Origin of the sequence: Salinispora oceanensis (assembly GCF_000383575.1) — a bacterium.
Taxonomy (GTDB): domain Bacteria; phylum Actinomycetota; class Actinomycetes; order Mycobacteriales; family Micromonosporaceae; genus Micromonospora; species Micromonospora oceanensis.
This window is the reverse complement of sequence record NZ_KB911579.1, coordinates 4,992,177-5,010,226: the sequence shown is the minus strand read 5'-3', so window position 1 is coordinate 5,010,226 and position 18,050 is coordinate 4,992,177. Positions and strand designations below refer to the sequence as shown.

Annotated in this window: 19 protein-coding genes; 16 read left to right on the top strand and 3 right to left on the bottom strand. The window is 70.7% G+C overall.

Features of this window, described 5'->3' with window-relative positions; genetic code table 11:
• Nucleotides 1-15 precede the first annotated feature (15 nt).
• From SALPAC4_RS0123015 to SALPAC4_RS0123005, 3 genes are read left to right on the top strand one after another with little or no spacing between them, the layout of a single operon-like run.
• Complete coding sequence (locus SALPAC4_RS0123015) at nucleotides 16-1,287, top strand: beta-ketoacyl-[acyl-carrier-protein] synthase family protein (RefSeq protein WP_018730474.1); 1,272 nt, start codon at nucleotides 16-18, stop codon at nucleotides 1,285-1,287.
• The gene (locus tag SALPAC4_RS0123010) at nucleotides 1,284-2,528 is read left to right on the top strand and encodes a beta-ketoacyl synthase N-terminal-like domain-containing protein (RefSeq protein ID WP_019872374.1); all 1,245 of its coding nucleotides are present in this window, start codon (nucleotides 1,284-1,286) and stop codon (nucleotides 2,526-2,528) included. The genes SALPAC4_RS0123015 and SALPAC4_RS0123010 overlap by 4 nt, the downstream gene beginning before the upstream one ends.
• Nucleotides 2,528-2,887 carry an antibiotic biosynthesis monooxygenase family protein gene (locus SALPAC4_RS0123005; protein ID WP_019872373.1) on the top strand — a complete coding sequence of 120 codons (360 nt, stop codon included), beginning with the start codon at nucleotides 2,528-2,530 and terminating at the stop codon, nucleotides 2,885-2,887. Before SALPAC4_RS0123010 ends, SALPAC4_RS0123005 begins: the two co-directional genes overlap by 1 nt.
• 265 nt (nucleotides 2,888-3,152) lie before the next feature.
• Here SALPAC4_RS0123005 and SALPAC4_RS0123000 read toward each other — a convergent pair whose 3' ends face one another.
• A complete protein-coding gene (locus tag SALPAC4_RS0123000; protein WP_019872372.1) occupies nucleotides 3,153-3,560 on the bottom strand; it encodes a hypothetical protein in 408 nt (135 codons plus the stop codon).
• A gap of 490 nt (nucleotides 3,561-4,050) precedes the next feature.
• Here SALPAC4_RS0123000 and SALPAC4_RS0122995 point away from each other — a divergent pair, with 490 nt between their 5' ends.
• Nucleotides 4,051-5,451 carry a class I adenylate-forming enzyme family protein gene (locus SALPAC4_RS0122995; RefSeq protein WP_027645024.1) on the top strand — a complete coding sequence of 467 codons (1,401 nt, stop codon included), beginning with the start codon at nucleotides 4,051-4,053 and terminating at the stop codon, nucleotides 5,449-5,451.
• Here SALPAC4_RS0122995 and SALPAC4_RS27015 read toward each other — a convergent pair.
• Nucleotides 5,346-6,074 carry a 4'-phosphopantetheinyl transferase family protein gene (locus SALPAC4_RS27015; protein ID WP_080640948.1) on the bottom strand — a complete coding sequence of 243 codons (729 nt, stop codon included), beginning with the start codon at nucleotides 6,072-6,074 and terminating at the stop codon, nucleotides 5,346-5,348. The genes SALPAC4_RS0122995 and SALPAC4_RS27015 overlap by 106 nt on opposite strands.
• A gap of 15 nt (nucleotides 6,075-6,089) precedes the next feature.
• On the opposite strand from SALPAC4_RS27015, the gene SALPAC4_RS0122985 reads away from it, so the two are divergent.
• The 12 genes from SALPAC4_RS0122985 to SALPAC4_RS0122930 all read left to right on the top strand — a co-directional run bounded on the left by SALPAC4_RS0122985 (nucleotide 6,090) and on the right by SALPAC4_RS0122930 (nucleotide 17,255).
• Nucleotides 6,090-6,356: an acyl carrier protein gene (locus SALPAC4_RS0122985; protein WP_018730468.1), complete on the top strand. Its 267-nt coding sequence runs from the start codon at nucleotides 6,090-6,092 to the stop codon at nucleotides 6,354-6,356.
• The gene (locus tag SALPAC4_RS0122980; protein ID WP_019872369.1) at nucleotides 6,356-6,595 is read left to right on the top strand and encodes a hypothetical protein; all 240 of its coding nucleotides are present in this window, start codon (nucleotides 6,356-6,358) and stop codon (nucleotides 6,593-6,595) included. Before SALPAC4_RS0122985 ends, SALPAC4_RS0122980 begins: the two co-directional genes overlap by 1 nt.
• Nucleotides 6,588-7,667: a beta-ketoacyl-[acyl-carrier-protein] synthase family protein gene (locus SALPAC4_RS0122975; protein ID WP_019872368.1), complete on the top strand. Its 1,080-nt coding sequence runs from the start codon at nucleotides 6,588-6,590 to the stop codon at nucleotides 7,665-7,667. The genes SALPAC4_RS0122980 and SALPAC4_RS0122975 overlap by 8 nt, the downstream gene beginning before the upstream one ends.
• Nucleotides 7,664-8,182 (top strand): beta-ketoacyl synthase chain length factor, encoded by a 519-nt coding sequence (locus tag SALPAC4_RS0122970; RefSeq protein ID WP_019872367.1) that lies wholly within the window; start codon nucleotides 7,664-7,666, stop codon nucleotides 8,180-8,182. The genes SALPAC4_RS0122975 and SALPAC4_RS0122970 overlap by 4 nt, the downstream gene beginning before the upstream one ends.
• Nucleotides 8,179-9,795, top strand: coding sequence for a class I adenylate-forming enzyme family protein (locus SALPAC4_RS0122965; RefSeq protein WP_027645023.1), 1,617 nt, complete (start codon nucleotides 8,179-8,181; stop codon nucleotides 9,793-9,795). The genes SALPAC4_RS0122970 and SALPAC4_RS0122965 overlap by 4 nt, the downstream gene beginning before the upstream one ends.
• Nucleotides 9,792-11,036 (top strand): beta-ketoacyl-[acyl-carrier-protein] synthase family protein, encoded by a 1,245-nt coding sequence (locus SALPAC4_RS0122960; RefSeq protein ID WP_019872365.1) that lies wholly within the window; start codon nucleotides 9,792-9,794, stop codon nucleotides 11,034-11,036. Before SALPAC4_RS0122965 ends, SALPAC4_RS0122960 begins: the two co-directional genes overlap by 4 nt.
• Nucleotides 11,037-11,103: 67 nt before the next feature.
• On the top strand, nucleotides 11,104-12,204 hold the full coding sequence (gene hppD, locus SALPAC4_RS0122955) for a 4-hydroxyphenylpyruvate dioxygenase (RefSeq protein ID WP_019872364.1): 1,101 nt from the start codon (nucleotides 11,104-11,106) through the stop codon (nucleotides 12,202-12,204).
• Complete coding sequence (locus SALPAC4_RS0122950) at nucleotides 12,201-13,133, top strand: phytanoyl-CoA dioxygenase family protein (protein ID WP_019872363.1); 933 nt, start codon at nucleotides 12,201-12,203, stop codon at nucleotides 13,131-13,133. The genes hppD and SALPAC4_RS0122950 overlap by 4 nt, the downstream gene beginning before the upstream one ends.
• A gap of 3 nt (nucleotides 13,134-13,136) precedes the next feature.
• Nucleotides 13,137-13,949, top strand: a complete 813-nt coding sequence (locus tag SALPAC4_RS0122945; protein WP_019872362.1) for a DUF3050 domain-containing protein — start codon at nucleotides 13,137-13,139, stop codon at nucleotides 13,947-13,949.
• Nucleotides 13,946-14,917: a thiamine pyrophosphate-dependent dehydrogenase E1 component subunit alpha gene (locus SALPAC4_RS0122940; protein WP_019872361.1), complete on the top strand. Its 972-nt coding sequence runs from the start codon at nucleotides 13,946-13,948 to the stop codon at nucleotides 14,915-14,917. Before SALPAC4_RS0122945 ends, SALPAC4_RS0122940 begins: the two co-directional genes overlap by 4 nt.
• A complete protein-coding gene (locus tag SALPAC4_RS0122935; RefSeq protein ID WP_019872360.1) occupies nucleotides 14,918-15,883 on the top strand; it encodes an alpha-ketoacid dehydrogenase subunit beta in 966 nt (321 codons plus the stop codon). It abuts the gene before it with no gap.
• A 4-nt stretch (nucleotides 15,884-15,887) separates the two neighbouring features.
• Complete coding sequence (locus tag SALPAC4_RS0122930; RefSeq protein WP_020113556.1) at nucleotides 15,888-17,255, top strand: ATP-grasp domain-containing protein; 1,368 nt, start codon at nucleotides 15,888-15,890, stop codon at nucleotides 17,253-17,255.
• A 75-nt stretch (nucleotides 17,256-17,330) separates the two neighbouring features.
• Here the strand turns inward: SALPAC4_RS0122930 and SALPAC4_RS0122925 are convergent, their stop codons facing one another.
• Complete coding sequence (locus tag SALPAC4_RS0122925; RefSeq protein ID WP_019872358.1) at nucleotides 17,331-18,035, bottom strand: SGNH/GDSL hydrolase family protein; 705 nt, start codon at nucleotides 18,033-18,035, stop codon at nucleotides 17,331-17,333.
• Nucleotides 18,036-18,050: the final 15 nt, after the last annotated feature.

Genomic DNA, 18,050 nt, shown 5'->3' with positions numbered 1-18,050 from the left:
GATCGGAGTGGCGCCGTGACCGGGCGCCGCTCGGTGGTGACCGGCGTCGGGGTGGTCGCGCCGGGTGGCGCCACTCGGGACAGGTTCTGGAAGACGATCACCGAGGGGCGTACGGCGACCCGGCGGATCTCCTTCTTCGATCCGTCGCCGTTCCGGTCGCGAATCGCCGCCGAGTGTGACTTTGAGCCGGTGGCCGCCGGCCTCAGCATTCCCGAACAACGTCGTGCCGACCGGTACGTGCAGTTCGCGCTCGCCTGCGCGGCCGAGGCGGTCGTTGACGCCGGCCTGGAATTCACCGACGCGTTGCGTGATCGCACCGGGGTGGTCCTGGGCACCGCCGTCGGCGGGACGATGGCGTTGGAGAAGGAGTACGTCACGGTCAGCGACGGCGGTCGGAACTGGCTGGTTGACGCCGCCCGGGGTGGCCCGTACCTGTACCAGGCGTTGGTACCGAGCAGCCTCGCCGCCGACGTAGCCTGCCGGCACGGGCTGCACGGCCCGGTTCAGGTGGTCTCCACCGGCTGCACGTCCGGCATCGACGCGATCGGCTACGCCCACCAACTCATCGCCGACGGGGAGGCGGACGTGGTGCTCAGCGGCGCCGCCGACTCGCCGATCTCCCCGGTCACCGTCGCCTCGTTCGACGCCATCCAGGCGACCAGCCCGGACAACGACGACCCGGAGCACGCCTCCCGCCCGTTCGACGCCGACCGGCACGGCTTCGTCCTCGCCGAGGGCGCCGCGGTGCTGGTGCTGGAGGAGGAGGAGCGGGCCCGGCGGCGGGGCGCGCACATCTACTGCGAGGTCGCCGGGTACGCCAGCCGCAGCAACGGCTACCACATGACCGGGCTCCGTCCGGACGGGCTGGAGATGGGGCTCGCCATCACCGACGCGCTCGGCCAGGGGCGGATCCGGGCCGATCAGGTCTCCTACATCAGCGCCCATGGCTCCGGCACCCGACAGAACGACCGGCATGAGACCGCCGCGTTCAAGCGGGCGCTCGGGGAGTCCGCGTACCGGGTGCCGATCAGTTCAATCAAGTCGATGGTGGGGCACTCCCTCGGTGCGATCGGGTCGATCGAGATGGCCGCCTGTGCGCTGGCCATCGAGTTCGGTGTGGTCCCGCCGACGGCCAACTGGGCGACCCGCGACCCGGAGTGCGACCTGGACTACGTGCCGAACGAGGCGCGGGAACTGCCGGTGGATGTGGCATTGTCGGTCGGCAGCGGTTTCGGCGGCTTCCAGTCCGCGATGGTGTTCCGGCGGTTGTCGGCGGTGACGTCGTGACCGCGCGGGCGGTGGTGACCGGGATCGGGGTGGTCGCCCCGAGTGGTATCGGCGCGGACGCGCACTGGCAGACGGTGCGTACCGGGACCCGCCGCACCGGGCCGATCACCCTGTTCGACCCATCCAGTTACCCGACCCGTTTCGGCGGTGAGGTGTCGGGGTTCGACGCCGCCGCCTACGCCGACAACCGCCGGTTGGTGCAGACCGACCGGTGGACGCATCTCGGGTTCGCCGCCACCCGGCTGGCCCTGGCCGACGCGGGGCTGCCCCCGCGGGCCCCGGACCCGTACGGCTACGCGGTCGCCCTGGCCAGTTCCTCCGGGGGGAACCTGTTTGGGCAGCGGGAGCTGCAACGGTTGTGGGGCGGGTCCAACCGGACGGTCGGGGCGTATCAGTCGATCGCCTGGTTCTACGCCGCCAGCGTCGGTCAGCTCTCGATCCACCACCAGTTCAAGGGGCCGTGCGGGGTGCTGGTGTCCGAGACCGCCGGTGGGCTGGACAGCTTGGCGCACGCCGCCCGGGCGGTCCGCCGGGGGACCCCGGTGGTGATAGCGGGGGCGACCGAGTGCCCGTTGAGCCCGTACGCGCTCGCCTGTCAGCTCGCCTCCGGGATGCTCAGCGAGGGGGCGGACCCGGAACGGGCGTACCGACCCTTCGACGCGTCGGCGAGTGGCTACCTGCCGGCCGAGGGGGGCGCGGTCTTCGTCGTGGAGGAGTTGAGTCATGCCCTGGCCCGCGGGGCCCGGATCTACGGCGAGGTGATGGGGTGGGGTGCCACCCACGACGGCGCGCACACCACTGCGGACACAGCGGGCGACCCGGTGCAGTACGCCCGGGCGATGCGGCTGGCGCTGGACCGGGCGGGGGTCGGCGCGGACGCGGTCGACGTGGTGGTGCCGGATGCGTTGGGGGTGCCGCGCTACGACCGCAGCGAGGCGATCGCGTTGCGTGCTGTCTTCGGGGATCGGCTGCCCCCGGTCACCACGCAGAAGTCGTTGACCGGGCGGGCCCATCAGGGGGGAGCCGCCTTGGACGTGGCGACCGCGCTGCTCGCCTTCGCGCATGACACGCTGCCCGCATCCGCGGGACCGGAGGAGGTCGCGCCGGGGTGCGAGCTGGATTTCCTGCGGGAGCAGCGGCGGCCGGTAAACCGGTTGTCGTTGGTCTGCGCCCGCGGCTTCGACGGATTCAACAGTGCGCTGGTCCTGCTTGGGGCGGCGCCGAGTGACGGCGGTGAGTAGTGACCGAACTGGACGAACGGAAGGCGTCGACCCGGTCTGGCGTGGGTGCGGCACAGGCGCGGGTGGTGTTCCTGGTGCGGGTGCCGGCCGAGCGGACGGAGGCGTTCCTAGCCGCGTACGAGGCGGTGCGCCACCTCGTCGCGGACGGGGTGCCGGGACACCGGGTTGACCAGGTCTGCCGGTCGGCGGCGGACCCGGAGCAGTGGTTGATCACCAGCGAGTGGGCGAGTCTGGGGGACTTCGAGGCGTGGGAGCGGAGCCCGGAGCACCGTGACCTGGTTCGCCCGATGCGGGAGTGTTTCACCGATGCCCGCTCCCTGCGCTTCCACATTCTTGCCCAGACTCCCACCCTGTCCTGACGGCACCGCGGCCATTCCGCACCCTGGTCGAGACAGCTCCGGCTACGCGACAGCGAGCTCCTGCCACGACTGACTGGCGCAGCGCCCACGGCCATGCCGGCCCGCCCGGCGTGGCCGTGGCGTGTGCCCTTGCCCCACGCGGTCCCCGCAGAGCGCCGTCGGCTTCCACCTGGCTCTGGACAAGCTGGGCGAGTCGCTCGACCGGGAGGCCGGCCGACCGGCACCGCGGGGCGGGCAGCCTTCCCTTCAACGACCTGGTGAAGTGCTACTCGGAGTTGCCCGAGCGGCCGAACTGACCCGCCGGCCGCGCGTGCCGGCTCTCGTCGACCGGCGTGGTCGAAATCGCGGCCGGCTCGATGTGCCGCGCTGCCCGCTCCGCGAGCATCTGCCCGAATAGCCCGTTGGGTTGTCCGCAGTCCCGACACAGGAAGTTGTCGTCAAGCCGCGGGCTACCACAATGGTCGCAGCGACCCCGATCCCGCGGATCGTGGTATCCCCGCAACGCCTCCACCAATGCCCGGGCGACCGGGGCGCGCAGCGCCAGCCGCGACTCCCGCCCGCTCAGGCATATCGTCAGGTCCCCCAGCGGGGGCGCGTCCGGATCCAGCTCGTCGATCCGGGCCACGAAGTCTCGCACAGCGGCCAGGACACCGTCGGGTGCAGGCAGCGACATGGCCTCGACCCTACGGCAACCCCTGACGGTTGTCGTTCATGTTCGAACCGCAAGCAGCCGCCCCGCAACGACGCGCCAGCGTGTCTACCCACAAGGGTGCTCCGACAGCAGGTTCACGAAGCGCGGCTGCCTATTACCCGGCGTATTTGGGCAATAGGTGTGGAAGAATAAATGTCATATTTGAGGATGGGGTATCCCCGCACGCGGATGCGATCGGCGGGGAAGGCGGTCGTGGGGCAGACGCATCATGCGTTCGGGTATTGAAGGTCCTCCTAACGCATGAAGGGTCACCCGTTGGTTTCGGTGTGGGTGCACGCGCGCGATCCTGCACGGCGAAGTGGTTGCCGGCAATCCGGCCAGCCGCTTTTTTTGATCTATCCTTTCGCACCTGTTAGCGGATCTGAAGTCTGCCGTAGGGTCAGCCGCAGCATCTCAGTGAAACTTCCTCAAGGGCGGGAATGCCCTTATTTGCGCTGGGCGGTGAACGGCAGTGAACGGGAAACCCTCGTCCCACTATTCCAATTCGACCGATCCCGACTGGGTGGACGATTTTCTGTTTACCGGCAAACCGGCCGACGTCTGCTTCCGGCTCCCCGCCCCGGTCGACCGCGGCACTCTACACCGGCTGGTCACCGAGGCGCAGACCCGCCTCGGCGCCGCTGGACTGCGCCCCGGGGGTGCCGTCGCGCTACGGCTGCCGCCGTCCCTGGCGTACGTGGTGAACCTGCTCGCCACCTGGCGGAGCGGTGCCCAGGCCATCCTGCTGGACCATCGCCTCACCGACCACGAGGCCGACCGCGCGCTGCGACGGCTCACCCCACAGGTGGTCGTGGCGCCGGTCCGCACCGGTGGCGCGGCACTACGAGTCTTCGTCGAGGTCACCGAGGGAGTCACTTCGTACGGCGACCGCCCGGCCGCCACCGACCACGCGGTGGTCCAACTCAGCTCCGGCTCCACCGGGCCCGCCAAGGTGATCGGTCGGACCGCCGCCGACCTGATCGCTGAGGTGCGTCGCTACACCCAACTCGATGGTGTGGCCCTACCCGGTGAACGACTCATCCTGCTTCCGTCCATGGTGCACGTGCTCGGCCTCGTCGGCGGCCTGCTCTACGGGCTGCACGCCGGCGTCGAACTGGTCCCACCGGAACGACTCAGCGGCGCGGCGGTACTCGATGCGATCGGCGCCGCCGACAGCCCAGCCACCGTTCTCGGCGTTCCCTTCCATATCGGACTTCTGGCCGCGACCCAGCTCGACCGGCCACTGCCCATGTTCGCCCGGATGATCACCGGTGGGGAACTGGTGCCGGCCGCCACGGTTCGCTCCTTTACCGATCGGTTCGGCGTGCCGCTGGGCAACATGTATGGGATGACCGAGGTCGGAGTCATCGGCACTGACCTGCATGGACGACATCGGCCAGGGATCGTCCCCGTCCCCGGCCTCGAGGTTCGCGAGGTCGCCGGCGAGCTGCAGGTGAGCTGCCCTGCCTCCCCGTACCTCGGCGGCACCGATCCATCTCGCTGGTCCGAAGGTTGGCTACACACCCGGGACGCGGGCACTGTGGACCCGGCCAGCGGCCTGGTGACCATCCACGGCCGGCTCGACTCCCAGGTCTCCGTCGGCGGGATGAAGGTGGATCTCACCGAGGTGGAGAATACGGTCGCCGAGCTGCCAGGGGTCGCCGCCGCGGTGGTCGTCTGGGACGACGGCATCACCGCGTACGTGCAGCCGGTGGGCACCCTCACCGAGGCGACCCTGGACCAACAGCTCGCCGAGCGGCTCGCCAGCTACAAGCGGCCCCGTACCCTGCGGCTGCTCGACCAGCTGCCCCGCACGACCACCGGCAAGCTGGTGCGCTCGGTGGACACGCTGCGGACGGCAGGGACATCGTGACCAGGTTGCTCCGCCTCCCCGACGACGACCATCTCAGCTTCGCCGCCGACCGCCGCTACCGCCAGGAGCAGCGTCCCGGGGCAGTGGGGATGGCCGACCCAGACATCGGCGACAGCCGGCACCGGGCGCATCCCTCCGGGGCCGGGGACTGGCATCCGCCGGCCCGGACCCCCAGCGCGCAGACCGAGGCCGAGTGCCTTGCCGACGGCCTCCTTCGCGGTCCACAACCGCAGGAAGTCCCGACTCCGTCCGGCTTCGGGACGGGCGGCGAGCCAGGCCACTTCGGCCGGGTCGAACCAGCGGCGGGCCAGGCCCAGCGCGGGCAGCTGACGGCACTGCTCGACGTCCACCCCCACCGGTCCGCCGGTCCGGAGGGCGACCACCGTCACGCCGCCGCCACGGCTCACACTCGCCGGCACGGTGACCCGGCTCCGGCCCGTGTCCCTGGTGACCTGCGCAGCCGCGCCGGGCCGGTGGGTCACCACGAGGTCCGCCGCCGGACAGTCCAGCACCCCAGCGGCGGCCTGTCGCAGCAGCCGCTCGGCTGAGACCGGCTGACCGCCAGAACCCCGACCAATCCAGACGTAGACGGTGTCCCGACCCGACACCGGTGACAGGTTCACGGAGAGAGGTTAACCATGAGAGCCGAGGTCCGCGCCTTCGTCATCGAGCAACTTACCGACATGAACTACGACGTGGAGGGGATCGACGACGACGCCACTCTCGGGCCTGCGGGAGTGGACCTGGAGTCCCTGGCCCTCGCGGACCTGGCTGTCCGGGTCGAGGACCGGTACGGGCTGACGTTCGCCGAGGAGGAGTCGGAGCAGCTGGCTCTGATGACGGTGGGCGAGTTCACCACGATGGTCGCCAACCGGCTTGCCGGGGCGCCGAGCGACCACTCCTGATGGCCGGTCAGCCCGACCTGGCGCGAGGCGACCTGGTGGCCATGCTCGCCCAGCTCACCGACCGACCCACCGACCAGCCCGAGCGGATCGGCTCGATGGAGCTGGCCTGGCTCGTGCACCTGGTCGAGCAGCGCTATGACCGGCGACTCGACCTCACCGATGACCAACTCGCCGGGATTCGCACCATTGACGACGCACTGGTGGTATTCCAGACCGCCCTGGCCGTCGCCGATGGCTGAGCCGGCCGATGTTCTCCTCACCGGTGTCCACGCGACCAGTGCACTCGGTCGGGGTGCCGCGGCGCAGGTGGCCGGGGTGCTTGCCGGAATCCCCGCGTTCCGGCCGGTCGGTCGGTTCAACACCAGCCCCCGGCGGGTCAACGCGGCGGCCACCCTGCCGGATACCGGTCCACTCGCCGACGAACTGACCGAGGCGGTGATGATGGCGTGCCGTTCGGCGAGGCTCACCGCGTCCCAACGCGCTGAGGCGGCACTGCTGCTCGCGGTGCATGGCGGGAGGTCCGTACCGACGTTGAGCGCTGGCCTCGCCGCGGCCACCGGTTTCCCCGCCGTGCGCACATACACCACGGCGTGCGTCTCGGGAACCAATGCGGTCGCCGACGCGGCGGTGTTGCTGCGTCGCGGCGAGGTCAACCGGGCCGTGGTCGCCGCCGGCTACCTGGTCGAGCCCGACCAGTACGCCCTCTTCGACGTCGGCCGGGCACTCGCCACCGATGCGGCGGTGCGACCGTTCAGCCTCGGGCGGACCGGCCTGCTGCTCGGCGACGGAGTGGCGGCGGTGGTGCTGGAACGCGCCGACACCGCCCGGCAACCGATCGCCGGCCTGCTCGGATGGGGACGGGCCGGTGACGCCTTCCATCCGTGCCAGCCGGAACCGAAGGGCCGTGGCCTGGCCCGGGCGATCACCGCCGCGCTGGTTCGTGCCGGCCGTGACCCAGCGGACATCGGTTATGTCAACGCCAATGCCACCGGGTCCGGGCCGGGCGACGCGGCCGAGGCGGCGGCGCTGCGGACCGCGTTGGGCCCGACGGCCCAGCGGGTACCGGTGAGCTCCACCAAAGCCCTGCACGGGCATGCCCTGGAGGCATCCGGCCTACTGGAACTGGTGGTGACGGTGCTCGCGCTGCAGCGCGGCAAGCTGCCGGTGAACGCGGGCTGGCTCGGACCGGACCCGGACTGCCCGCTCGATGTCATCCGGGACGCGCCCCGACCGGCGGCTACCGGCTACGCGCTCACCCTCAACGCCGCCTTCGGCGGCGCGAGCACCGCACTGCTGGTGGGGGCGACGTGACCGGCCCGAGTGGACCGACCATTCGGGCTCAGGCGGCCTGGCCGGAGCCGGGCGACGACGCGGTACCGCCGCTACCAGGATTCGTCCACTCGGCGTTCAACCCGCTGGTGGCGGCGGTAGCGGATCGCTGCCTGCGCCGGGCGTACCGAGCCACCCCGGCCGCCGACGCCGAGCGTACCGCGATCGTGCTGGTCAGCCCGACCGGCGACGAGGCCAGCGCGGCGCACGTGCGGGCCGCGGTCGCCGCCGACCGTCGGCCGGGACCGCTGTTCTTTTTCCAGTCGGTGCCGAACAGCGTGGCCGGTCACGTAGCCGCCCGCTGGGGGCTGGGTGGACCGGTGGTCTGCCTCGCGCCGACCGACGACCCACGGGCGGCCGGGTTCGCCCAGGCCGACCTGTTGCTGTACGACGGCGACGCCGACGCGGTGTTGCTGATCCTGATCGACACGGCACCGGACGACGGCGATGTGGAGTCAGCTGTCGCCGTGCTGCTGGGGGGAGGAGACCGACCATGAGACCACGGGGAATTCGTGGGCTGCTCGCCGCCGATAGTCACATTGGCGCCGGGAACGTGCTCGAGCGGGTGCTTGCGCATGGCACCGACCCGGATACGCCCTGCCTGACGTTCGACACCGCGCTGGACGGGCACCCGGCGGAGACGGCGCTCACGCTGGGACAGCTCGACCGCCGGGTGGCAGCTCGGGCCGCCTGGCTGCACGAACGGGGAATCGGTCCCCGTGACCCGGTGGCGGTCTGGGCCACCGCGGTCGCTGACATGGTGCTGAGCTACCTCGCGCTGACCCGGCTGGGCGCGATCCCGGCGCTGATGAACGGGCAGCTACAGCCGACCATCGCCGCCGAGTACATCCGGCGGTTGCGGGGCGTCGCGGTGCTCGCCGACGAGGCACACCGAACGCTGCTCGCCGAACACGACCTTGGGGTCCCGGTGCTGGGCACCCCGGCCGAGGCCGGCAGCGGTGACCCGGACGCGGCGCCCGCCCACTACCGGCACCACCCGGACGACCCGATCGTGATCACCCACACCTCCGGCACCACCGGAGTGCCGAAGGCGGTGCTGCACTCGCACGCCAGCCTCTTCGCGGCGACGCGGCACCTGCTGAGTATGCCGCAGGCGCAGGGCACCAGCCGGATCCTGAGTGCCTTGCCCGCCCCACACACCGCCACCGTGCTCATGGTCAACCAGGTGCTCGGCAACCGCGCGGAGATGCTCCTCCTCTCCGAACAAGGTGGAGAGCGGGTTCTGGAGGCCATCCAGCGCTGGCGCCCGGACGGGGTGTTCGGCTTCTCCGTCACCTGGGCCGAGCTGGCCCGGTGCGATCTGGCCGGACACGACCTGGACTCGGTACGGCTGTGGTTCAACACCGGTGACTCGTCGCACGAGCCACACATCCGGCACCTGGTGGCGGTCGGCTCCCGGGACGTGATGACCCGCAGGGGGGTCACCCGGGTGCCGGGCTCGGTGTTCATTGACGGTCTCGGCTCCTCCGAGATGGGACACTCCATGTTCCACATCACCCATACCCAGGAGACCGAGCGGTACGGACGGTGCATCGGTCGGCCGTACCAGTTCACGAGGGCCGCCGTGCTGGACACGGCGGGCGAGCCGGTGCCCACGGGCGAAGCTGGCTGGCTGGGTATCGACTCGCCGTCGTTGTTCCGCGGCTACTGGAACGACTCGGTCACCACCCATCGCTACCGCCAGCGCGGCTGGTACCTGACCGGGGACCTGGTCTACGCCGATGCCGACGGCTGGTACTACCACCTGGACCGCGCGGTCGACTCGGTCGACTCGGTCGACGGAAAGCGCTTCTACACCGCGCTCTCCGAGGAACGAATCCTCGCCGCCTGCCCCGAGGTCACCGACTGCACGGTGGTCATGGTGCGCCAGCCGGCCGGTGTCGTCACCGACGTGCTGCTGGAACTGGCCACCGACGCGGATGAGACCACGGACCGCACCGCGGCGGTTCGGGAGGCGCTGGGTGGGGAGGTCGGGGCGACCCTACGGCGGGTGGTTCCGGTCCGCTCCGCCGACATCCCGGTCACGGTGACGGGCAAGGTTCGCAAGGTGGCGCTGCGGGAACGCTACCTGAGTGAGGTGTCCCGATGACCGCGGTCATCACCGGGATGGGTTTGTACACCCCGGTAGGCCGAGGGGCTGCGGCCACCTTCGAGGCGCTCTGCACCGGCGGCTCTGGGCTGGCCCGTCCGCCGGCCGACCACCCCGCCGCCGGAAGCCTGGAGGTCGCCGGGGTGCTACCGGCGATCGACCCGCGGTCGGTAGCGTCCGGGCCGGACACCAAGGTCCTGGACCGGATCGTGCTGCTCGCCCTGCTCACCGCCGCGGACGCCCTCGCCGATGCTGGTCTCGAGGTGGGCCGGGACGTTGCCCCGGAGCGGGCGGCGGTCATCGTCGGCGGGGTCGGCGGCCTGGCCACCCTGGAGACGCAGGTGCTCACCCGGGCGGCCCGGGGGCGAGCGGGAGTCAGCCCGTACCTGCTCACCGGGGTACTGCCGAACATGCCGTCGGCCCGGATCGCGATCCGGCACGGCATCCGGGGCTACAGCTCCTCGGTCGGCACCGCCTGCGCCTCCGGTGTCCAGGCGGTCGCCGACGCCGTTCGGTTGATCCGGGCTGGCGAGGCAGACGTGGTGCTCTGCGGGGCCAGCGAGGCGCCGCTCTTCCCGACCTTCGCCGACACCTTCGGCAACGCCCGCGCTCTCGCCCGCGGATGGGCCGACCCGACGGAGGCCAGCCGACCGTTCGACCTTCGCCGGAACGGGTTCGTGCTCGCCGAGGGAGCGGCCCTGCTGGTGCTGGAGAGCGCCGCCCACGCCGCGGCCCGGGGCGCCACCGGGTACGCGGAGATCGCCGGGTACGGGGTGACGACCGACGCCTACCATCCGACCGCACCCCGGCCCGACGGCACCGGCGCGGCCGAGTCGATCCGGCGGGCGCTCACCGGCCGCCGCGTGCCGGTGCCGGCGGCCGAGGTCGGCTACGTCAACGCGCACGGCACCGGAACCAAACTCGGCGACATCGCCGAGACCACGGCACTCGCCGAGGTCTTTGGCGTGCACGGGGTACCGGTCAGCTCCACCAAGGCGCTCACCGGCCACCTGCTCGGGGCCTCCGGAGTGCTGGAGACGGCGGCGACCGCCCTGGCACTTGGGCGGGGCCTGCTTCCGCCGACCTGGAACCTCGACGACCCGGACCCGGCGTGCCCGGCTGATCACATCCGTAAGGAGCCCCGGGCGACCGAGACCGGCTTTGCGCTGACCAACTCCTTCGGGTTCGGGGGGCAGAACGTGAGCCTGCTACTCGCGCGAGCCACCCGGCCGCGGACTTGACGGTGCGACCTTCGCGGGCGGAACGCCCGCACGACCAGCGCGGGGGATCTGTGGGAAAGGCTGGGACATGGACATCCGTGGAATAGACCACATCGAACTCTACGTAGACGACACCCGCGAGGCAGCCGCTTACTTCGGCAACGCCGTGGGGCTGCGGCCGCGCGGCCAGGGTGGCCCGGAGACCGGGCTGACCGGGCAGCGGTCGCTGCTGCTCCGGCACGCGGACATCCGGTTGCTGCTCACCTCCGGGCTGACCGGCGATCATCCGGCGGCGGCGTATGTGCGGCGGCATGGCGACGGCATCGCTGTGGTCGCCCTGGCGGTTGACGACGCCGCCGAGGCGTACGCCGAACTGCTGGCCCGGGGCGCGGTCAGTGAGCTGCCGCCGACCACCATCACCAGCGCGGACGCCGAGGTCGTCATCGCCGAGGTGGCGGGTTTCGCCGATGTGCGGCACCGGTTGGTCGAGCGCCGTCGAGGCGGTGGTGACTTCCTGCCGGGCCTGGCGGAGCTGCCGCCGGTAAATGCCGCCGAGAACCTGCTCGCCGAGATCGACCATCTGGCGGTGTGCGTGCCGCCCGGGCAACTCGCCGAGACGGTTCGTGGCTACCGCGAGGTCTTCGGCTTCGACGAGATCTTCCACGAGTACGTGGAGGTTGACGGCCAGGCGATGAACTCCACCGTGGTGCAGAGTCGGTCCGGTCGGGTGACGTTGGTGCTGCTTGAACCGGATACCCGGCGGCGGGCCGGGCAGATCGACGCCTTCCTCGCCCAGCACTCCGGCGCGGGCGTGCAGCACCTCGGGTTGCGCACCGACGACATCATCGGGGCGATCGGCGCGCTGCGCCAGCGCGGGGTGCGGTTCGCTCGCACGCCGGCGGCCTACTACGACGACCTGGAGAGCCGGGTCGGCCAGGTCGACGGCTCCGTGGAGCAGTTGCGGGAATTCGGGGTGCTGGTTGACCGGGACCACGACGGCCAACTACTGCAGATCTTCACTGAGTCGATGCACGTGCGCCGCACGCTCTTTCTGGAGCTGATCGAGCGGCGTGGGGCGCGGACCTTCGGTAGCGGCAACATCAAGGCGCTCTATGAGGCCAAGGAGCGGGAATTGGCGGTGGCGGCCTCCGCCGGGGGTTTGGCCGCCACCCAGGAGGTGACGGGATGACTATTACCGATTTTTTCGAATCACGCCTGACCGATGAGGAGAGGTCGCTGCTCCCGTCCGACGAGGACGTGGAATTCTATGCCGAGCACGGCTGGTATCTGTCGAAGAAACTGCTCACCGACGACGAGGTGGACGCCCTCGCCGCGGCTACCGACCGGTACTACGCCGGTGAACGGCACCGCCGGTTACCGGTGCGGCCCCCGAAGCTCGCCTACTGGGAGCCGGCCAAGGGTGCGGTGCAGCGGCACAACGACTACGTCCACCACGAGCACGACGGGCTCGGGGCGATCCTGCGCAAGCGGCTGATCGGGGCGGTCGCCGCCCGGCTGGCGCAGGCCGACGAGATCCGAATCTTCCAGTCCACGTTGATCCTCAAGCCACCCATTGACGGGGAGCCGTCGAACATCGTGCCCTGGCACTTCGACAAGCACTACTGGGCGTCCTCGTCGTCGGAGCGGATGTTGACCGCCTTCATCCCGTTCCACGACTGCGGGGAGGAGTTGGGCACCATTGTCATGGTCGACGGCTCACACCGGTGGGCCGAGGTCGGTGCCGACGACACCGTGGTGCGGCACTTCGCTGACCGTGACCGCGACCAACTCGACGACATGCTGGCCCGCAACGCCGGACACAACGACGCCGAAGTCCGGAAGATCCCGATGGTCATCCCGAAGGGCCACATGAGCTTCCACCACTGCCGGACCTACCACGGCAGCGGTGCGAACGTCAGCGGACAGCCCCGCCAGGCGATCTCGCTGCACCTGCAGGACGGCGACAACCGGTGGCGGGCGTATCCGCTCTCCACCGGTGAGAACGCCGCGTACAACCACGACGTGCTGGTTCGCCGTACCGACGACGGGCGGCCGGACTACGCGGACCCCGAATACTGCCCGGTCATCTGGCGTCACCGCGCCAAGCAGGGAGGCTGAGTCATGTCACGGTACGACTGGGGAAAGACGCACCCGGGGATCGAGCGGCTGGAAAGGGCGGTGGCTGACAGTCGGGACCGGGTGGTCAAGCACCCGCTGTACGCCAGCCTCGACAACCATTCGGCGCTGGTCACCTTCATGGAGCACCACGTCTTCGCGGTCTGGGACTTCATGTCCCTGCTCAAGTCGCTGCAGCGGCAGCTCACCTGCGTGACGGTGCCCTGGATCCCGACCGGGCCGACCGGCAGCCGCCGCCTGATCAACGACATCGTGATGGTGGAGGAGAGCGACGAACTGGGGTCCGGCTACCTCAGCCACTTCGAGCTGTACCTGCAGGGCATGACCGAGGCCGGCGCCGACACCAAGCCGGTGGAGGAGTTGATCGAGTCGTTGCGCGCCGGCCGCCCGGTAACCGAATCGTTGGCGGCGGCCGGGGTGCCCGCCCCGTCCGTGGCGTTCGCCAGCACCACCTGGCGGATCATCGAAACCACGCCGGTGCACTGCCAGGCCGCCGCGTTCGCGTTCGGGCGGGAGGATCTGATCCCGGAGATGTTCACCCAGGTAGTCGCCGTCAACCACCAGTCCGGACGACTGACCCGGTTCGTTGACTACCTGGAGCGACACATCGAGGTCGATGGCGAGCAGCACACCCCCATGGCCATGCAGATGCTCGCCGACCTCTGTGGCGACGACGACACCAGGTGGCAGGAGTGCGCGGATGTCGTCAACACCGCGCTCACCGCCCGCGCCCGGTTGTGGGACGACATCCTCGCCGCGGTCAAGGGTGCCCCGGCAGCGGCATCGGGGCACGGGTGAGCGGAGCCGACCCGATCTGGCTCTACCGTACGGTGCGGCTGATCCGCCGGTTCGAGGAGCGGGCGATCGAACTGGTCCGCTCCGGCGACATCGTCGGCGGCATTCATCCGTACCTGGGCCAGGAGGGGATCGCGGCCGGGGTGTGCGCGGCGCTGCGCCCCGACGACGTGGTCGCCGGCACCCATCGTGGGCACGGGCACGTGCTCGCGAAGGGCGCTGACCCGGGCCAGATGATGGCGGAGCTGTGTGGTCGGGTGACGGGCCTGAACCGAGGCCGGGGCGGGTCGATGCACGCCGCTGACTTCGCCGCCGGAGTACTCGGGGCCAACGCCATCGTCGGCGCGGGCGGTGCGATCGTGACCGGCGCTGTCTGGGCTCGACGCCGGCGCGGCGAGGACCTGGTGGGGGTCAGCTTCCTCGGTGACGGCGCGGTCAATGAGGGGATGCTGCTGGAGGCGTTCAACCTGGCGGCACTCTGGCGGGTGCCGGTGCTGTTCGTCTGCGAGAACAACGGCTACGCCACCACCATGCCGGTGGCCGACGCGGTGGCGGGCAGTATCTCGGCGCGAGCAGAGGCTTTCGGCATCCGGGCAAGCACGGTGGACGGTCAGGACCCGGCAGCGGTGCACGCCACCACCGCTGCCGCCCTCGCCCGGATGCGCGCCGATGGGGGTCCCGAGTTCCTGGAGGCCCGCACGTTCCGGTTTGACGCCCACCACACCTTCGAACACGCTGTCCGCCTCGACTATCGCTCGCCGGAGGAGGTCGCGCGGGGGCGGTCCCGGGATCCGGTGCGGATCGCCGGCTCCCGGCTGCCGGCCGCCGAACGGGCGGCGATCGACGCCGACGTGGAGGCGGTGCTCGAGGCGGCGGTGGCGCAGGCGCTCGCCGCCGCCGAGCCCGACCCCGCCACCGCGCTGGAGTACCTGTATGCCAGTGGGCTGACCGCCCGCACCGGAGGTGGATAGATGCCGCGGCTGTCCTACCGCAAGGCGCTCAACCGGGCGCTCGCCGACGAGTTGGCCCGCGACGAGGAGGTGTTCCTGCTCGGGGAGGACATCCGGGTCGCCGCGTCGGCGGTCACCGCCGGTCTACTGAAGCGCTTCGGCCCCGAGCGGGTCCGCGACACCCCGCTCTCGGAGCAGGCGTTCACCAGCTTCGCCACCGGTGCGGCCCTGGTCGGGGCTCGGCCGGTGGTGGAGTTCCAGATCCCGGCACTGCTGTTTCTGGTCTTCGAACAGATTGTCAACCACGCGCACAAGTTCCCGTTGATGACCGGCGGCCAGTGCGCGGTGCCGGTCACCTACCTGGTGCCCGGGTCCGGGTCGCGTACCGGGTGGGCGGGGCAACACTCCGACCATCCGTATAGCCTCTTCGCCCATGCCGGGGTGACCACTGTGGTGCCGGCCACCCCGGCGGACGCCTACGGACTGCTGGTGTCGGCGATCCGCTGTGACGACCCGGTGGTGGTGTTCGCCCCGGCGGCGGCGATGGAACTCCGCGCCGAGGTCAGTGACCCGGTGCCGGTGCCGTTGGGGCGGGGGCGGGTGCATCGGACCGGCGACGATGTGACGGTGGTCGCCGTCGGGCATCTGGTGCACGATGCGCTCGCCGTCGCCGACGAACTGGCCGGCGAGGTCTCGGTGGAGGTCTTCGACCCGCGCACCCTGTACCCGTTCGACTGGGACGGACTGCTCGGCTCGGTGGCCCGGACCGGGCGGCTGGTGGTGGTGGACGACTCGAACCGTTCCTGCGGCATCGCCGGTGAGGTCATCGCCACCGTGGTCGAACAGGTCCGACTGCAGGCGCCGCCGCGTCGGGTCACCCGCCCGGACGGCGCGGTGTTGCCGTTCGCCCCGGTCCTGGACCGAGCCGTACAACCGGGCCGTGAGCTGCTGCGGCACGCCATCGCCCACGTCAGCAAGGATGGATGACCACATGACCGATGTTGACTACCGTTGGCCGTCCACCGCGCAGGCCTGGTTGGACCTGCCCGCTGACCTCCGCTCCGACCTGGTCTCTGCCGGGGTGGAGTCCTGGCGCGAGGTCTTTGATGGCCGGGCTTCGTACAACCAGCAGTGGCGGCTGGCCCGACCACCGGTGATGGACCGGGTCTCGCTGCGGGTGCTCAACTCCGTCTGTGACCGGCTCGCCCAGCTGATCTTCGAAGCGTGTCGGCGGCGGGCCAGGACGGCGGGGGAGCTGCGTCACCTGCTCGGGATGCCGGCGGGGCAGAACCGGTTGCTTGACGAGTCCGAGCCCCTCACGGAGGCGTTGCTCGCCGGTTTCCGCCCGGATGTGTTGTTGAGCGACGGGGTGCCGCGGGTAGTGGAGTACAACATCGACAGTAGCCTCGGTGGGGTACTCGACGCGGACACGACGGTGCGCCGTTTCGTTGATCTCTATCGGCGCCGTGGCCTTGATCGGGTCCGGATGGAACCGGCGCCGTCGGCGGTGGACATGCGGTTTGCCGCGATTCGGGACGGTCTTGGCTTGGCGGCCGGGGCGCGGCTCGCACTGTTGATCGACTTTGACGCCGAGTATCCGGGGCTGGAGAACCCGGAGCGCTTCTACCGGAAGTTGGCACCCGTGGTTGACCGCGCCGCCGTCGCCGGCCTGGACCTGGTCGTCGCACCGGTTGGGGAGGCTACCCAGGACACCGAGGGGCGGCTGGTCGTCCGGGGCGGCCCGGTTGACGGGCTGTTCCGGCTCTTCGTGCCGAACCGGGTCACGCCCAGCGCCGGGGTAGAGGCCCTGGAAGCGGCGGTGCGGGCGGGAACCGTCCCGATGTGGGTGTCGGCGGCAGCGTGGCTGCTTGGGAACAAGCAGGTGCTCGCCTGGCTCTGGGCAGACGCTGATACGTTGCCGGTGGTCGACCGGGAGCTGATTCACCGGTATGTGCCGCAGACCTGGCTGTTCACTCCGGACCTGGTCGAGCAGGCGGTGGCGGACCGGCATGACCTGGTAGTCAAGCCATCCGGTGGATCCGCCGGGGTGAACGTGCTGATCGGCCGGGAAACCGAAGCGGACGCCTGGCGGGAGGCGGTGGGCCGGTTCGCCCAGCAGGGCGGGTTCATTCTGCAACGCTATGTGCGCGCTGACGACGTGCCGGTGGAGTTCGTGCACTTGGAAAGCGGGGACCTGGTCACGGCGGAGGTGCCGTACAGCATCGCCCCGTATCTCTTCGGCCGTAAACCGGCGGGCGCCTGTGTTCGCATCGGCTTCCCCGGCAGCCAGGGAGTGCTCAACTTGGCCCGCGGCGTGCTCATCTCCGGCCTGCTGGTGACGGACCCGCCGCCCTCCTGACCCCCCGGGTCGTGCGGGACTCTCACCGGGAGTCGGCCCCGCCAAGGCTGACCACCGGCCAGCCTTGGCCACCCGTCAGCGGAGACTGCTCCGGTCAGTGCCCGTCGCACCGAGATGGTGGGCGAGGCGACGGAGCGTCTCCGCCGCGGCGACGGCGTCGCTGCGGGCACTTCCGTGGCGGCCGTCGCTGCTGTAGATGGAGGGGTCGGCGGTCAACGGATGGTCGGTCAGGTGTACGTGGACCGTGTCGAGTCGGTGGGCCACCGCCCGGGTGTGTTCGGCCAGTCGGCGCAGGCGTAGACCGAGGCCGGCGCGGAGCGCCTTCGGTACGGCGGGGCTGTGCGAGACGTCGAACATCCCCACCGTGATGACCGTCGCCCCGGCGTGCTGTAGTGCCTCGACCATCTGGGCGAGCTCGGCGTCCACCGCGGCGGCGTCGTAGCTGGGCCGAAACGCGTCGTTGCCGCCACAGACGACCAGGGCGAGATCCGGTTCGAACTCCAGTGCCGGACCGAGTTGGCTGGCCCGGACCTGGTACGCCCGCAGCCCGCGCAACCCAAGATTGCGGTAGGCGAATTCCGGCGCCCGGGTGCGCAGCTCGGCGGCGATCCGGTCGCCCAACTGCACATCCGGGTAGCCGTCTTCCGGCTCACAGAGTCCTTCCGCGACGCTGTCGCCCAGCACCACGAAGCGTCGCCACGGATGCCCCTGGAGCAGGGCGTGGCTCTCCTGCGCCGATAGGCAGTAAGGGTCGGTGGCTTCGCTCTGCGTCGCTGCCATGTACGGACGTTAGCG

Coding starts and splice junctions, on each gene's coding strand:
- SALPAC4_RS0123000 (WP_019872372.1), bottom strand. CDS start 3,560: ATGTCGCTGCCTGCACCCGACGGTGTCCTGGCCGCTGTGCGAGACTTC.
- SALPAC4_RS0122985 (WP_018730468.1), top strand. CDS start 6,090: ATGAGAGCCGAGGTCCGCGCCTTCGTCATCGAGCAACTTACCGACATG.
- SALPAC4_RS0122980 (WP_019872369.1), top strand. CDS start 6,356: ATGGCCGGTCAGCCCGACCTGGCGCGAGGCGACCTGGTGGCCATGCTC.
- SALPAC4_RS0122975 (WP_019872368.1), top strand. CDS start 6,588: ATGGCTGAGCCGGCCGATGTTCTCCTCACCGGTGTCCACGCGACCAGT.
- SALPAC4_RS0122965 (WP_027645023.1), top strand. CDS start 8,179: ATGAGACCACGGGGAATTCGTGGGCTGCTCGCCGCCGATAGTCACATT.
- SALPAC4_RS0122960 (WP_019872365.1), top strand. CDS start 9,792: ATGACCGCGGTCATCACCGGGATGGGTTTGTACACCCCGGTAGGCCGA.
- hppD (WP_019872364.1), top strand. CDS start 11,104: ATGGACATCCGTGGAATAGACCACATCGAACTCTACGTAGACGACACC.
- SALPAC4_RS0122950 (WP_019872363.1), top strand. CDS start 12,201: ATGACTATTACCGATTTTTTCGAATCACGCCTGACCGATGAGGAGAGG.
- SALPAC4_RS0122945 (WP_019872362.1), top strand. CDS start 13,137: ATGTCACGGTACGACTGGGGAAAGACGCACCCGGGGATCGAGCGGCTG.
- SALPAC4_RS0122935 (WP_019872360.1), top strand. CDS start 14,918: ATGCCGCGGCTGTCCTACCGCAAGGCGCTCAACCGGGCGCTCGCCGAC.
- SALPAC4_RS0122930 (WP_020113556.1), top strand. CDS start 15,888: ATGACCGATGTTGACTACCGTTGGCCGTCCACCGCGCAGGCCTGGTTG.
- SALPAC4_RS0122925 (WP_019872358.1), bottom strand. CDS start 18,035: ATGGCAGCGACGCAGAGCGAAGCCACCGACCCTTACTGCCTATCGGCG.